Genomic DNA, 14847 nt, shown 5'->3' with positions numbered 1-14847 from the left:
CGCAAACCAAAAAAGAGGAGAGCGAGATGGCGAACTTGATCGGGACCACAGGCAACGACAGCACCGGCACCAGCGCGGGGAACATCGGCGTCGGCACGGTCGGCGACGACTCCATCGCCACCAGCACGGGCCAGGATTACGCGCAGGCCACTGGCGGCAACGACATCTTCCGCATGGGCTATGCGTGGAGTTCCAGCTACTTCCGGTACGGGCAAAACGACTTCGACACGGTGGATTACCGCTATGTCTGGTTCAACCTCGGCCTGACGACGGACGCCGACGTGCGCATCGTCGTCGACCTCGGCGCGGGCACCGTGCAGAAACTCTCCTCGGACGAGCTCCTGGGCACGGACACCTTGCGCGGCGTGGATGCGGTCTGGGGCGGCAACGGCAACGACACCTTCATCGGCCGCGATTACTGGAATTCCGACGAATTCCGCGGCTATGGCGGGGACGATTTCATCGACGGCCGGGGCGGTGAAGACGTCGCCAACTACTCGTATGCCGCCGTCGCCGGCATCTCGGTGAACATGGGGCTGGGCACGGTGACCAGCTTGGACGCCGTCACGACGGAGATCGGCACCGACACGCTGCGCGAGATCGAAGTGGTGGTCGGCACGCAGTTCGCCGACATCTACGATGCCAGCACCTACGGCAACACGAGCGCCAACAAGAACTCGTTCGGCAGTGTCTACAACGTCTACACGGCCCTGGGTGGGGATGACCAGATCTTCGGGAACGGCCAGACCATCCTGAACTACGGCGGCGTGGGCGGGGCGTTCGAGGCCAACCTGTCGAACCAGGTGGATGGCAGCCAGGAGGCCATCATCACGGATTTCATCGCCGACGCCAACGACACGACTTTCAACGCGGGCAACATCACCGCGTCCGGCGTCTACTTCGTCATTGCCGGCAACTTCGACGACACGCTGATCGGCGGCGGGCAGGTGAACACGCTCGGGGGGACCGCCGCCAACGTCCTGAGCGGGGACGTCAGCTTCGAGATGTTCCGCGGCCAGGGCGGGGACGACTACATCGACGGTTCCACCGGGCTGGACCGGGCGGACTATCGCCAGTCGACGTTGATGGACGGCGGCATCGAAGTCGATCTCGCGGCCGGCACGGTCATGGGCGATCCCCTGTCCGTCGGCACGGACACCCTGCGCGGCATCGAAAGCATTCGCGGCACCCAGTACGACGACGTGTACGACGCCACCGGCTTCACCTTGTCCAATGCGGACGTCGCATCCGAGAACAGCGGCGACCTCACGACCGGCGTGACCCCCGAGGCCCTGGCCAGCACCGCGTTCAACGAGTTCCAGACCAATGGCGGCAATGACGTCATCACGGGCAACGGCGCCACGCGCATCACCCTCGACTACCTGGTGGAAAAACAGGGCGGCATCTCGTCGAAAATCGTCTTCAGTTCGGCGAGCGCAGGCAGCGGCACCTTCGGGCTGACCGACGGCGGCTTCGGAAGCGTCGACTTCACCGGCACGTATAGCGTGCGCGGCAGCAACGGCAACGACCAGGTCACGGGAGCGTCCGGCTTCCAGAACCTGCAGGGCAACTACGGCAACGACACGCTGCTCGGCGGCGATGGCAACGACTGGCTGTTCGGCCTGACCGGCGGCGACAAGACCGCGTTGAGCCCGACCACCATGTTCACCGACAACGACTCGCTCGACGGCGGCGCCGGCAATGACCTGCTGCGTGGCGATTTCGGCAACGACATCCTGCAAGGCGGGACCGGCGTCGACACCATGGAGGGAGGGACCGGCAACGACACCTACTACGTGGACGCAGCCACGGACATCGTGACCGAGGTCACCGCGGGCGGCAACGATACGGTGATCAGCACGGCGGCCAGCTTCACCTTGTCGGCGCAAGTGGAAAGCGGGCAGATCGCGGCGGCGGGCGCTGCCAACCTGACCGGCAACACCCTGGCCAATACCTTGATGGGCGGCGCCGGGGCCAACGTCCTGAAAGGTGGCGCGGGCAAGGACACGCTGTCAGGTCGAGGCGGAGCCGATACGTTCGACTTCGACCTGGTCACCGAGTCCGGCATCACCGCAGGGACCCGGGACGTGATCCTGGACTTCAATGGCAACGACCTGCTCGACCTGTCCACCATCGACGCAAACGGCACGGCAGCTGGAAACGGCGCCTTCAGCGCGACGTTCGTGACTGGCGGCTTCAACGCCGCCGGCCAGCTGCGTTTCGACGCAGCGACGCAGATCTTGTCCGGCAACACCGACACCGACGCGCAAGCGGAGTTTTCGATCCAGTTGACGGGCTACACCACGTTGACCGCGGCGGACCTCATCCTCTGATCGCTGCAGTTCGCCGGGGTGCGCTTCGCGCAACCCGGCCTACGGGACCACGCGGCCACGGGCATCTTTCGTAGGTCGGGTTCGCGCAGCGACCCCGACAACCGGTGCGAACGCGACGATCGCGTATGGCGGACTTGGTGAAGCTCTCGGCCAGCCCTTCGCGGTTGCCGCCGCGTGGCGCGTGTGCCAAACTGCATGCGCGCGTTACCGTCCCCTCATGCAGTCGAGGAGTGCTGAATGGCAGATTTGATCGGAACCACCGGCGACGACAGCATCACCACCGGGACGAGCAACGACGACTCTCTCACCACTAGCCTCGGGTCGGACTACGCGCGGGGCACGCCCGGCGATGACGTCTTGCTCATGGGCTATGCGTGGAGCTCCAGCTACTGGCGATATGGGCACGACGATTTCGACACGGTGGACTACCGCTATGTCTGGTCTGGCGTGTACTACGGTCCCGACGCCGGCCTCAGCATCGTGGTGGACCTGGGCGTCGGAACGGTGCAAAAATTCAATGGCTTTGAGCTGCTGGGAACCGATACGGTTTCAGGCGTCGACGCCATCTGGGGCACCAACGGGAACGACAGCTTCGTCGGGCGCGACCACTGGTCCTCGGAAGTATTCCGGGGCTACGGTGGCAACGACCTGCTGGACGGCCGCGGCGGCGAAGACGTGGCGGACTATTCGTATGCCACTGTGGCCGGGATCCATGTGGATCTGGGCGAAGGCATCGTGGCCAGCCTGGCGCCGGAAACGGACACGGAGATCGGCAGGGACACGTTGCGCGAGATCGAGGCAGTGGTGGGCACGTCGATGTATGACGAGTTCTACGCACTCTCGTACCCCAACGACAACCGCAATTCTTTCGGCCCCGGGTACAACCTCTTTGCGCCCCTCGCCGGCAACGACCTGGTCATCGGCAACGGCCGGACCATCGTGAGCTATGACGGCGTCGGCGGCGCCCTCGAGATCGACCTCTCCGGGCAGGTGGATTCGGGTACCGCGTCGAACATCGTCACCAATTTCATCGCCGACGGGGACGGCGCCACGTTCGATGCGGGTGACATCACTGCGTCCGGCGTCTCCTTCATCATCGCCGGCAACTTCAACGACTCGTTGGTGGGGGGCGGCCGCGTGAACACCCTGGGGGCCACCGAGGGTGGTCCTCTGAACGGTGATGTCAGCCTGGAGATGTTCCGCGGCAACGGAGGCGACGACTACATCAACGGGTCGACGGGATTTGACCGCGCAGACTACCTCCAGATCACGCCCATGGTCGGCGGCGTCGAGGTGGATCTCGCGGCAGGCACCGTCGTCGGGGACTCGATGGCCGTGGGCAGCGACACGCTGGAAGGCATCGAGAGCATTCGCGGCACGCCGTTCGACGACGTCTTCGACGCTCGCGGCTTCACGCTTTCCGACGATGCCAGTGCATCGGCGAACAGCGGGGACGTCGTGGCAACGGTGCCGACTGGCGTCTTGAGCAGCGCTGCGTTCAACGAGTTCATCAGCGTCGGTGGCGACGACCTGATCCGCGGCAATGGCGCGACGCGGGTCTCCCTGGATTACCTGGTGGAGAAGCAGGGCGGGATTTCCTCCCGGATCGACTTCACGACTGCGACCAGCGGCAGCGGCGATTTCGGGCTCACCGACGGCGGCCTGGGCCGTGTGACTTTCAGTGGCACCTTCAGCGTGCGCGGCGGCAACGGCAACGACGTGATGATGGGTTCCGTGGGCATGCAGAACCTTCAGGGCAACTGCGGGAACGACACGTTGCGGGGTGGGGACGGCGACGACAGCCTGTTCGGCCAGACCGGCGGCGACCCGACGTCCTTTATCCAGACCAGCATGTTCCCGGACGACGACTGGCTCGACGGTGGCGCCGGAAACGATCTGCTGCGAGGCGATGCCGGCGATGACATCCTGCAAGGCGGCACCGGCGTGGACACCATGGAGGGGGGCACCGGCAACGACAGCTATTTCGTCGACCAGGCGACCGACGTGGTGAGCGAGCTCCGCTTTGGCGGCAGCGACATTGTCCACAGCGCCGCCGCGAACTACACCCTGTCAGCGCACGTGGAGAGCGCGCGCATCACCTCCTCAGGTGCAGCCAACCTGACCGGCAACAACCAGGCAAACACGCTGACGGGCGGCACGGGAGCCAACATCCTGAAGGGCGGGGTGGGCAAGGACACCCTGTCTGGTGGAGGTGGAGCCGACAGATTCGACTACGACTCGGCGAACCACTCAGGGGTCAAAGCCGCGACGCGGGACGTGATCCTGGACTTCAATGGCAACGACTTGCTCGATCTCTCGACCATCGACGCGAACACCAACGTGGGCGGGAACAACGCCTTCACGTTCGTGACCGGGGCCTTCACCGGCGCGGGCCAGCTGCGCTTCGACGCGCGGACCCAGGTGCTGTACGGCAGCACCGATGCCGACGTCCAGGCGGAGTTCTCGATCCAGTTGACGGGTTTCAGGACCTTGACGGCGGCGGACATCATTCTCTGATCCGCCGGAACCGGATGTCGGGGTCGCTGCGCGAACCCGACCTACGAGGATCCCACCGTAGTCCGCCGTAGGTCGGGTTCGCGCAGCGACCCCGACACGCTCGGACTACCGCCGCTTGCCGCCCAGGATGCTCCCCAGCACCCCGCGCGCGATCTCGCGGCCGACGGAGCTGCCGATCGTGCGGATGGCGGACTTGGCGAAGCTTTCCGCCAGGCCTTCGCGCTTGCCGCCGCGCGGCCCGGTCGAGCCGAACAGCACATCCGACAGGCCACCCAGCACGCCGCCGCCGGCGGTGGTCGCGCCGGCTGCGCCACCGGTGCTCCCGGCCGCGCCTGCCGCAGCGCCCGCTTCGGCCCGCACCTTGAGTTTTTCGTAGGCCGATTCGCGGTCCACCGTTTTTTCGTACGCACCGGCGACCAGCGACCCCGCCATCAGCGCCTTGCGCTGCTCCGGCGAGATGATGCCCAGCTGGCTTGCGGGCGGGATCACGTACAGCCGCTCGGTGATCGTGGGCCGGCCCTTGGCGTCGAGCAAGCTCACCAGCGCCTCGCCCACGGCCAGCTCCGTGATCGCCGCGGCGATGTCCAGCCCCGGCTTCGGCCGCATCGTCTCGGCGGTCGCCCGGACGGCCTTCTGGTCGCGCGGCGTGAAAGCGCGCAAGGCATGCTGGACGCGGTTGCCCAGCTGCGCCAGCACGCTGTCGGGGATGTCCAGCGGATTCTGCGTGACGAAATAGACGCCCACCCCCTTGGACCGCACCAGCCGCACCACCAGCTCGATGCGTTCGACCAGCACCTTGGGCGCCTCGTCGAACAGCAAGTGCGCCTCGTCGAAGAAGAACACCAGCCTGGGCTTGTCGGGGTCGCCGATCTCCGGCAGCGTCTCGAACAGCTCCGACAGCATCCACAGCAGGAAAGTGGCGTACAGGCGCGGCGAATTCAGCAGCTTGTCGGCGGCCAGGATGTTGACCATGCCCTTGCCGTTGCCGTCGGTCTGGATGAAGTCGGCGATGTCCAGCATCGGCTCGCCGAAGAACCGGTCACCGCCCTGCGCCTCGATCTGCAGCAGGCCGCGCTGGATGGCGCCCACGCTGGCCGCGCTGACGTTGCCGTATTCGGTGGTGAACTGCTTGGCGTTGTCACCGACGTGCTGCAGCATGGCCCGCAGGTCCTTCAGGTCCAGCAGCAGCAGGCCATTGGCGTCCGCGATCTTGAAGACGATCTGCAGCACCCCCGCCTGGGTCTCGTTCAGGTTGAGCATGCGGCCCAGCAGCAGCGGCCCCATGTCGGAGACGGTGGCGCGAACGGGATGCCCTTGCTCGCCGAACACGTCCCACAGCGTGGTCGGGCACGCCTTGGGCTGCGGCATCGGGAGGCCGCGCTCCTTGATCGCTTCGGCCAGCTTGCCCTCCAGCTTGCCCGGCTGGCTGATCCCCGTGAGGTCGCCCTTGATGTCCGCCAGGAACACCGGGACGCCGATGTTGCTGAAGCTTTCCGCCAGTTTCTGCAGGGTGACCGTTTTCCCCGTTCCGGTGGCCCCGGTGACCAGGCCGTGCCGATTGGCCAGCGCCGGCAGCAGGAAAGCTTCGGTCTTGCCGTTCTGGGCGATCAACATCGGTTCGGCCATGGTGTGAAAAGTAGAATGAGGGTTGACGCAAGAGTAACGCAGAAGAGCAAGCAAGGACGAATCCGTGGCCGGTCACAGCAAATGGGCGAACATCCAGCACCGCAAGGGGCGGCAGGACGAGAAGCGGGGCAAGGTCTGGACACGCGTCATCCGTGAAATCATGGTCGCGGCCCGCCAGGGCGGCGGCGACCTGTCGATCAACCCGCGCCTGCGGCTGGCGGTGGAAAAGGCCAAGGCCGCCAACATGCCGGCCGACACCATCAAGCGCAACATCGACAAGGCCACCGGCAACCTCGAAGGCGTGAACTACGAGGAGATCCGCTACGAGGGCTACGGCATCGGCGGGGCCGCCGTCATCGTGGACACCATGACGGACAACCGCGTGCGGACGGTCGCCGAAGTGCGCCACGTTTTCAGCAAGTACGGCGGCAGCATGGGCACGGAAGGCTCGGTCGCCTTCCAGTTCCGCCACTGCGGCCAGCTGATCCTGGCTCCCGGGACCAGCGAGGAAGCGGTGATGGAGGTTGCGCTGGAAGCGGGCGCGGAGGACATCGTGCCCGACGAGGACGGCGCCATCGAGGTGCTCACCGGCCCGGGCCAGTTCGAAGCCGTGAAGATCGCGCTGGAGGCCGCCGGCCTGAAGCCGGAAGTGGCCGAGGTCACCATGCGGGCGGAGAACACGATCCCGCTGGCCGGCGACGACGCGGCAAGGATGCAGAAGATCATCGACATGCTCGAGGATCTCGACGACGTGCAAGCCGTGTATCACAACGCCGAGATCACCGGATGAAGGTACTGGTCATCGGCGGCGGCGGCCGCGAACACGCGCTCGCCTGGAAGCTCGCGCAGTCCCCGAAAGTGCAGGCGGTCTACGTCGCCCCCGGCAACGGCGGCACCGCGCTCGACGCGCGGCTGGAGAACGTTCCGATCACCGACTTGCGGCAGCTGCGCGACTGGGCCCTGAAGGAAAAGATCGCGCTGACGGTGGTGGGCCCGGAAGGCCCGCTCGCCGCCGGCGTGGTGGACGACTTCCGCGCGCACGGGTTGCGCGTCTTCGGCCCCACGCAGGCCGCCGCGCAGCTGGAAAGCTCCAAGGCGTTCTCCAAGGCCTTCATGCAGCGCCACCGGATCCCGACCGCGGAATACGAAACCTTCACCGACGCCGGCCTGGCGCATGCGTACGTCGACCGCAAGGGCGCGCCCATCGTGGTCAAGGCCGACGGCCTGGCTGCCGGCAAGGGCGTGGTCGTCGCCACGACGGTGGCGCAAGCCCACGAAGCCATCGACTTCATGCTGGTGGACGACAAGCTCGGAGTGACGCACAACGCCGGCGGCGCGCGCGTGGTGATCGAGGAATTCCTGCAGGGCGAGGAAGCGAGCTTCATCGTGATGTGCGACGGCAGGAACGTCGTCGCGCTGGCCACCAGCCAGGACCACAAGCGCCTGCAGGACGGCGACCAGGGCCCCAACACGGGCGGCATGGGCGCGTATTCGCCGGCGCCGGTGGTCACGCCCGACGTGCATGCGCGCGCCATGCGCGAAATCATCCTGCCGACGATCAAGGGCATGGAGCAGGACGGCATTCCGTTCACCGGCTTCCTCTATGCCGGCCTGATGATCGACAAGGACCGCCAGCCGAAGACGCTTGAATTCAACTGCCGCATGGGCGACCCCGAGACGCAGCCGATCATGATGCGGCTGAAGTCCGACCTGTTTGACGTGATGCTGGCCGCCACGTCCGGCACGCTGGACCAGGTGGAGCTGCTGTGGGACCGGCGCACCGCGCTCGGCGTGGTGATGGCCGCCGGCGGCTACCCGATGGAGCCGCGCAAGGGCGACGTCATCAGCGGCCTGCCCAAGGACACCGAGGACGCGGTCGTGTTCCACGCCGGCACGGCGACCCACCACGGCGAGATCGTCACCTCCGGCGGCCGCGTCCTGTGCGTCACCACGATGGCCAGCACCGTGAAAGCGGCCCAGGCGCACGCGTACGAGATCCTGCGCCACATCCACTTCGACGGCGCGCAGTATCGCCGCGACATCGGCCACCGCGCCTTGATCGGCTAACGCCGTGGAGTCCGGCATCGGCAGCGTCCGCGACTGGCTCACCGGCCTGCAGCAGCGCATCACTGCGGCCTGCGGGGCCATCGACGGCCGGCCTTTTCGCGCCGACGCGTGGCAAAAGGATCCGGGCGAATCCCTGCAGGGCGACGGCGTGACGATGATCCTGGAAGGCGGGCAGGTGTTCGAACGCGCGGGCTGCGGTTTCTCGCACGTGCGGGGTCCGAAGCTGCCGCCGTCGGCGACGCAGCACCGGCCCGAGCTCGTGGGCGCCGCCTTCGAGGCGATGGGCGTCTCGCTGGTGTTCCACCCGCGCAACCCCCACGTGCCCACCGTGCACATGAACGTGCGCATGCTGGCCGCGCTGCCGGCGAACGGCGCGCCCGTGTACTGGTTCGGTGGCGGCATGGACCTGACGCCGTATTACGGCGTCGAGGAGGACGCGGTGCATTTCCACCGGACCTGCCGCGACGCCCTGGCGCCTTTCGGCGACGACAAGTACCCGCGCTTCAAGGCGTGGTGCGACGACTACTTCTTCCTCAAGCACCGCAACGAGGCGCGTGGCGTCGGCGGCGTTTTCTTCGACGACTATTTCGAGCAGGGGTTCGAGCGCAGCTTCGCTCTGCTGCAGGCGGTGGGCGATGCGCTCCTGCCGGCTTATGTGCCCATCCTGGAGCGCCGCAAGGACGCCGCGTACGGGGAACGCGAGCGCGCGTGGCAGTTGCTGCGCCGCGGCCGCTACGTGGAGTTCAACCTGGTGTGGGACCGCGGCACGCATTTCGGCCTGCAGTCCGGCGGCCGCACCGAGTCGATCCTGATGTCGATGCCGCCCCACGCCTCGTGGGCCTACCAGCAACAGCCGGAACCCGGCTCGCCGGAGGCTGCGCTGCTGAGCCGCTTCCTGCCGCGCAGGGAGTGGGTGTGAGCACGCAACCCCTGCGCGTGGGCATGTTCGGCGGCGCCTTCGATCCGCCGCATCATGCGCACGTGGCGCTGGCGCGCGCCGCCGTCGACCAGCTGCGGCTGGGCAAGCTCCACGTCGTCCCCACCGGCGACGCCTGGCACAAGGCGCGCACCCTGACCGCCGCCCACCATCGCCTGCACATGGCCAGGCTCGCCTTCGCCGGCCTGCCGCACGTGGTGGTGGATGGCCGCGAGCTCGCGCGGAGCGGGCCGACCTATAGCATCGACACCCTGCGCGAGCTGCAGGCCGAACAGCCCGAAGCCCAGCTGGTCCTGCTGATGGGCGAGGACCAGGCGGCCGGCTTCACCCGCTGGCAGGCCTGGCCCGAGATCGCGCGGCTCGCCGTGCTGGGTGTCGCCGGCCGGGGCACGGGCGCAGGCCTCGCCGCCCTGCGCGCGCTGGCGGGCGTGCGGGTCGAGGCCCTGCAACTGCCCCAGATGCCCGTCAGCGCCACCGACATCCGGGCCCGGCTGACAGCCGGGCAAGATATCGCCGAACTGGTCCCGCCCGCGGTTGCCAGTTATATTGAATCCCAACATCTCTACCAAGCCACCTGATGACGACAGAAACCGCCGCAAAGAAGGACACGCAGAAACTCCAGAGGGCCATCGTCGATGGCCTCGAAGACGTGAAAGGCCAGGACATCCAGGTCTTCAACACCGAGCATCTGTCGCCCTTGTTCGAGCGGGTCATCGTGGCGTCCGGCACCTCGAACCGCCAGACCAGGGCGCTGGCGTCCAGCGTGGTCGACGCGGTGCGCGAAGCCGGCTTTCCCAAGCCGCGGATCGAGGGCGAGGACAACGGCGAGTGGATCATCGTGGACTGCGGCGCCGCGGTGGCGCACATCATGCAGCCTGCGATCCGCCAGTACTACCACCTGGAGGAAATCTGGGGCGACAAGCCGATCCGGCTGCGCCTGGGTGCGGCGAAGCCGGCGCAGCCGGAAGCCAGGCCGGAGCCCGCCGTCTCGAAGAAGACGCTGCAGCAGCCGTCGCTGCGCCGCAGCAGCGCGGTGAAGACGGCCGAGCGCGATGCGAGCGCGGCCAAGAAGACCGCCGCGAAGAAGACCTTTGCCAAGACCACGGCCCGCAGCGCCGCAGGCAAGGCGGCCCTGAAGTCGTCCGGCCGGCAGGCCCCCGCGGGCAAGTCAGCTCCGGCGAAGTCAGCTCCGGCGAAGTCGACTCCAGCGCGGTCAACTCCGGCCAGGTCCGCTGCGCCGAGGTCATCGCCCGCGAAAAAGACCGCTGCCAAGTCCGCTTCCGGCAAGCCACGCAGCCGCTGAGCGATGCGCTTGCTGGTGGTGGCCGTCGGCCAGCGGGTGCCCGACTGGGCCCAGACCGCCTGGGATGACTACGCCAAGCGTTTCCCGCCGGAGCTGCGCCTGGAGCTCAAGGCCGTGAAGACCGAGCCACGCGGCTCCAAGACGCTGCCGACCCTGCTGGCCGCCGAGCGCGAGCGCATCGAAGCCGCCATCCCGAAGGGCGCACGCGTCGTGGCCCTCGACGAGCGTGGTACGCCGCTGGCCACCGTGGCGCTGGCCGCCAGGCTGAAGGAGTGGCCGCTGGAGAACGACGCGGTGGCATTGGTGATCGGCGGGCCCGACGGACTGGATCCGGCCTTCCGGCAGGCCGCGCACGAGCGCATCCGCCTGTCCGACCTCACGCTGCCGCACGCCATGGTGCGCGTGCTGCTGGCCGAGCAGCTCTATCGCGCCTGGTCCATCAACGCGGGGCACCCATACCACCGTGAGTGACTTCGTCTATCTCGCCTCGCAAAGCCCGCGCCGCCGGCAACTGCTGGAGCAACTGGGCGTGCGCCATGAATTGCTGCTGCCGGATTCCGGCGAGGACAGCGAGGCGCTGGAAGAGGTCCAGCCCGGCGAAGCGCCGGCCACCTATGTCCAGCGGGTGACGGGCCTGAAGCTCGAAGCCGCGCTTGCGCGGCTGCGCCGGCGCGGCCTGCCGCCCGCGCCGGTGCTCTGTTCCGACACCACCGTCGCGATGGGCCGCGCCATCTTCGGCAAGCCGGTCGATGCAGCGGATGCGGCGCGGATGCTGGGCGAGCTTGCCGGCCGCACCCATCGCGTGCTCACGGCCGTGGCCGTGCAGGCCGGCCGCCAGCGCGTGCAGGCGCTCAGCGACTCGCGGGTCACCTTCGCCCCGATGACGCAGGCCCAGATCGTCGCCTACGTGGCCGGCGGCGAGCCCATGGGCAAGGCCGGCGCGTACGCGGTGCAGGGAAGGGCGGCAGCGCACATCTCGCGCATCGCCGGCTCCTACACCGGCATCATGGGCCTGCCGCTGCACGAGACCGCGCGGCTGCTGCGCGAGGTGGGAGTGGCCGTCGCCTAGGTGGCGAGTTGCCGGCTCGGCTCGGCGAGCGCGATGGCTTCCGGCACCAGGCCGACGATTTCGCCGCGGGCGTTGACGACGGGCCGCACGGAGAAGAGGAAGCTGCCCGGGCCCTGGGGCAGGTTCACGGTCATCTCGGTCTGCGCCTTGCGGCCGTGCCGTGCCTGTTCCACCGCGGCCCGCACGCGCTGGGGCGCGCCCGGCGTGGCGGTGAACCAGGGGGTCTCCCAGAAGGGCTTGCCGACCACGTCTTCGAGCCGGCAGCCGATGGCCGCCAGCGAGGTGGAGTTCGCATCCAGCAGCGTGCCTTGCGGATCCATGAAGCCCTGGAAGATGAGGTCCGTCGCGAATGCGGCGCGCAGCCTGTCCATGGCCGCGGCCTGCGCTTCCAGGGCCTGCGTGAGTTCCGCCGTCCGGCTTTTCACGATCGCCTCCAGGGTGTCGGTCATGCGCCGCAGGGCGGTGCGCGCCCGCTGCTCCGCCTCCACGGTGGAGGCCAGGCGCGCGCGTTCCTCCCCGAGCTGCCAGTTCGTCAGGCGCAGCGCCGATTCGGCGCGCGCCCGCTCGGTGACGTCCGTCACCAGGATGAAGATGCCTTCCACCGCGCCGGCGGCATCGCGCACGGGCTGGAAGATGAAATCCAGCAGCCGTTCTTCAGGGGGCTCGCCGGGTTCCCGCGCCAGTTTCACGGGCAGCGAGGAGCCGATGAAGGGCTTGCCGGCATAGACGGAGTCGAGGACGGCCACATAGCCCTGGTCCACGACTTCGGGCACGGCCTCGCTGACCGTCCGGCCGATGATGTCCACCTTGCCGACCACCCGCAGGTAGGCGTCGTTGGCGAACTCGTAGACGTGGGTCGGGCCGCGCAGCAGCGCGATGCCGGCCGGTGAGCGCTGGAAGATCTCCTGCCAGCGCAACAGTTCCGCCTGGCGCGCGCGGCGCCCCTGCACGACGGCGGTGATCTCGTTGCCCTGGTTGAAGATCCCGCCGACGCTGTGGTCCGCCTCCCGGATCGGCGTGAGGCTGTAGTTCCACCAGGTCTCGCACGGCTTCTCGTTGCGCACCATGGGCAGCATCTGCTCATAGGTTGCGATCCCTTCGCCGTGGTGCAGCACGTGCTCGAACTGGGGACCGACAATGTCCCAGATGTCCGACCAGCCCACGCGAGCAGGCTTGCCCAGGATCCAGGGGTGCTTGTCCGCCGGGATCGCCGACCAGGCGTCGTTGTAGAGCACGAACATCTCCGGGCCCCAGTAGATGGCGGTGGGGAAGCTGGAGTTCAGGCACAGGCTCAGGGCCATCCGCAGGGCCGGACTCCACCCCTGCGGCGGGCCCATCGGGTGGTTGGCCCAGTCGAACGCGCGAATGCGTTCGCCCATGGCGCCACCGCCCTGGAGGAATCCGGGAACGGGCGAGAAGGACGGGGGAAGGGTACTCACGATGCGCTGCAATGCCAGTCTAGCGGGTCCTGCGTTATCCTGCCGGAGAGGGGATTACACGGACACATGCAGCAGGACATCCTGGTCAACTGGTCGCCGCAGGAGACGCGGGTCGCCATCGTCGAAGGCGGCTCGGTGCAGGAATTGCACGTGGAGCGCACGCTCGAACGCGGGCTCGTCGGCAACGTCTACCTCGGCAAGGTGGCCCGCGTGCTCCCCGGAATGCAGTCCGCCTTCATCGACATGGGCCTGGAGCGCGCCGCGTTCCTGCACGTGGCCGACGTCTGGCAGCGCCACCCGGAAGGCGAGCCGCCGTCGGGGCGCAACGGCCAGCCGCAGGTGCCCATCGAGAAGCAGGTGTTCGAAGGCCAGCCGCTCATGGTGCAGGTGATCAAGGACCCCATCGGCACGAAGGGAGCGCGGCTTTCCACCCAGATCAGCATCGCCGGGCGGCTGCTGGTCTTCCTGCCGCAGGACGACCACCTGGGCGTCTCGCAGAAGATCCCGGCCGACCAGCGCGACGCGTTGCGCCGGCGCCTGACCGCGCTGGTGGGAGCGGCAGGAGGAGGTTTCATCCTGCGCACCAACGGCGAGGATGCGACCGACGAGGAGCTGGCGGAAGACATCGCCTACCTGCGCAAGACCTGGACGCGCATCCGCGACTCGGCCACGCGGCTGCCGCCGCCGTCCCTGCTGCACCAGGACCTGAACCTGCTGCAGCGCGTGCTGCGCGACATGGTCAGCGAAGAGACGCAGACGATCCGCATCGACTCGCGCGAGCAGTTCGGCCTCCTCGCCGCCTTCGGCGAGGAGTTCATGCCGGCGGCCGTCGGCAAGCTGCAGCTGTACAAGGGCGAACGCCCGATCTTCGACCTGTATTCGGTGGACGACGAGATCGCCAAGGCGTTGGGCCGCCGGGTGGAGCTGAAGTCCGGCGGCTACCTCATCGTCGACCAGACCGAGGCGCTGACCACCGTGGACGTCAATACCGGCGGCTTCGTCGGCGCGCGCAACTTCGACGACACGATCTTCAAGACCAACCTGGAGGCGGCGCACGGCATCGCGCGGCAGCTGCGCCTGCGCAACCTGGGCGGCATCATCATCGTGGACTTCATCGACATGCAGCGCGAGGACCATCGCGACGCGGTGCTGGCGGAGTTCCGCAAGCAGCTGGCGCGGGACCGCGTGAAGACCATGGCCGCGGGCTTCTCGCAGCTCGGGCTGGTGGAGATGACGCGCAAGCGCACCCGCGAGTCGCTCGCGCACCTCCTGTGCGAGCCTTGCCCCGTCTGCCAGGGCAAGGGCACGGTGCGCACGCCCCGCACGGTGGCCTACGACATCCTGCGCGAGATCCTGCGCGAGGCGCGCCAGTTCAATCCGCGCGAATACCGTGTCATCGCGTCGCCCAAGGTCATCGAACTGTTCCTCGACGAGGAGAGCCAGCACCTGGCGGGCCTGTCCGACTTCGTGGGCAAACCGATCTCGCTGCAAAGCGAGACCGCGATGGGCCAGGAACAGTACGACATCGTCCTGCTCTGAGGCAAGCCCGTAAAATC

The 14847-nt window shown here is 67.9% G+C and carries 12 protein-coding genes; 10 read left to right on the top strand and 2 right to left on the bottom strand.

Annotation, left to right across the window (positions count from 1 at the left end):
* The first annotated feature begins 26 nt into the window (after nt 1-26).
* Both WG902_RS03280 and WG902_RS03275 read left to right on the top strand, forming a co-directional pair.
* A complete protein-coding gene (locus tag WG902_RS03280; protein ID WP_340058478.1) occupies nt 27-2333 on the top strand; it encodes a calcium-binding protein in 2307 nt (768 codons plus the stop codon).
* Between the two features lie 237 nt (nt 2334-2570).
* On the top strand, nt 2571-4850 hold the full coding sequence (locus WG902_RS03275; RefSeq protein ID WP_340058476.1) for a calcium-binding protein: 2280 nt from the start codon (nt 2571-2573) through the stop codon (nt 4848-4850).
* A gap of 105 nt (nt 4851-4955) precedes the next feature.
* On the opposite strand, the gene WG902_RS03270 is transcribed toward WG902_RS03275, so the two are convergent.
* Complete coding sequence (locus tag WG902_RS03270; RefSeq protein ID WP_340058475.1) at nt 4956-6476, bottom strand: helicase HerA-like domain-containing protein; 1521 nt, start codon at nt 6474-6476, stop codon at nt 4956-4958.
* Between the two features lie 64 nt (nt 6477-6540).
* On the opposite strand from WG902_RS03270, the gene WG902_RS03265 reads away from it, so the two are divergent.
* Genes WG902_RS03265 through WG902_RS03235 form a run of 7 tightly spaced genes read left to right on the top strand, consistent with a single transcriptional unit; the run spans nt 6541 to nt 11852 of the window.
* A complete protein-coding gene (locus WG902_RS03265) occupies nt 6541-7266 on the top strand; it encodes a YebC/PmpR family DNA-binding transcriptional regulator (RefSeq protein WP_340058474.1) in 726 nt (241 codons plus the stop codon).
* The gene (gene purD / locus WG902_RS03260) at nt 7263-8543 is read left to right on the top strand and encodes a phosphoribosylamine--glycine ligase (protein ID WP_340058473.1); all 1281 of its coding nucleotides are present in this window, start codon (nt 7263-7265) and stop codon (nt 8541-8543) included. Before WG902_RS03265 ends, purD begins: the two co-directional genes overlap by 4 nt.
* A 4-nt stretch (nt 8544-8547) precedes the next feature.
* A complete protein-coding gene (gene hemF / locus WG902_RS03255; protein ID WP_340058472.1) occupies nt 8548-9462 on the top strand; it encodes an oxygen-dependent coproporphyrinogen oxidase in 915 nt (304 codons plus the stop codon).
* Nucleotides 9459-10058, top strand: a complete 600-nt coding sequence (gene nadD, locus WG902_RS03250; protein ID WP_340058471.1) for a nicotinate (nicotinamide) nucleotide adenylyltransferase — start codon at nt 9459-9461, stop codon at nt 10056-10058. The genes hemF and nadD overlap by 4 nt, the downstream gene beginning before the upstream one ends.
* The gene (rsfS, locus tag WG902_RS03245) at nt 10058-10783 is read left to right on the top strand and encodes a ribosome silencing factor (protein ID WP_340058470.1); all 726 of its coding nucleotides are present in this window, start codon (nt 10058-10060) and stop codon (nt 10781-10783) included. Before nadD ends, rsfS begins: the two co-directional genes overlap by 1 nt.
* Nucleotides 10784-10786: 3 nt before the next feature.
* Complete coding sequence (gene rlmH / locus WG902_RS03240) at nt 10787-11254, top strand: 23S rRNA (pseudouridine(1915)-N(3))-methyltransferase RlmH (protein ID WP_340058469.1); 468 nt, start codon at nt 10787-10789, stop codon at nt 11252-11254.
* Nucleotides 11247-11852, top strand: coding sequence for a Maf family protein (locus tag WG902_RS03235; RefSeq protein ID WP_340058468.1), 606 nt, complete (start codon nt 11247-11249; stop codon nt 11850-11852). Before rlmH ends, WG902_RS03235 begins: the two co-directional genes overlap by 8 nt.
* Here WG902_RS03235 and WG902_RS03230 read toward each other — a convergent pair.
* On the bottom strand, nt 11849-13291 hold the full coding sequence (locus WG902_RS03230; protein ID WP_340058467.1) for a PAS domain-containing protein: 1443 nt from the start codon (nt 13289-13291) through the stop codon (nt 11849-11851). The genes WG902_RS03235 and WG902_RS03230 overlap by 4 nt on opposite strands.
* A 66-nt stretch (nt 13292-13357) precedes the next feature.
* Here WG902_RS03230 and rng point away from each other — a divergent pair, with 66 nt between their 5' ends.
* Entirely contained in the window at nt 13358-14830 is a 1473-nt protein-coding gene (rng, locus tag WG902_RS03225) for a ribonuclease G (protein WP_340058466.1), read from the top strand.
* The last annotated feature ends 17 nt before the right edge of the window (nt 14831-14847 follow it).

Origin of the sequence: Ramlibacter sp. PS3R-8 (assembly GCF_037572435.1) — a bacterium.
Taxonomy (GTDB): domain Bacteria; phylum Pseudomonadota; class Gammaproteobacteria; order Burkholderiales; family Burkholderiaceae_C; genus Ramlibacter.
Note: the sequence above shows the minus strand (reverse complement) of the source record. Positions and strands in the feature narration are given on the sequence as shown.

Bases quoted from the DNA above. Each gene is read 5' to 3' on its own strand.
- WG902_RS03270 (WP_340058475.1), bottom strand. From the start codon at position 6,476: ATGGCCGAACCGATGTTGATCGCCCAGAACGGCAAGACCGAAGCTTTC.
- rsfS (WP_340058470.1), top strand. From the start codon at position 10,058: ATGACGACAGAAACCGCCGCAAAGAAGGACACGCAGAAACTCCAGAGG.
- WG902_RS03275 (WP_340058476.1), top strand. From the start codon at position 2,571: ATGGCAGATTTGATCGGAACCACCGGCGACGACAGCATCACCACCGGG.
- purD (WP_340058473.1), top strand. From the start codon at position 7,263: ATGAAGGTACTGGTCATCGGCGGCGGCGGCCGCGAACACGCGCTCGCC.
- WG902_RS03280 (WP_340058478.1), top strand. From the start codon at position 27: ATGGCGAACTTGATCGGGACCACAGGCAACGACAGCACCGGCACCAGC.
- rng (WP_340058466.1), top strand. From the start codon at position 13,358: ATGCAGCAGGACATCCTGGTCAACTGGTCGCCGCAGGAGACGCGGGTC.
- rlmH (WP_340058469.1), top strand. From the start codon at position 10,787: ATGCGCTTGCTGGTGGTGGCCGTCGGCCAGCGGGTGCCCGACTGGGCC.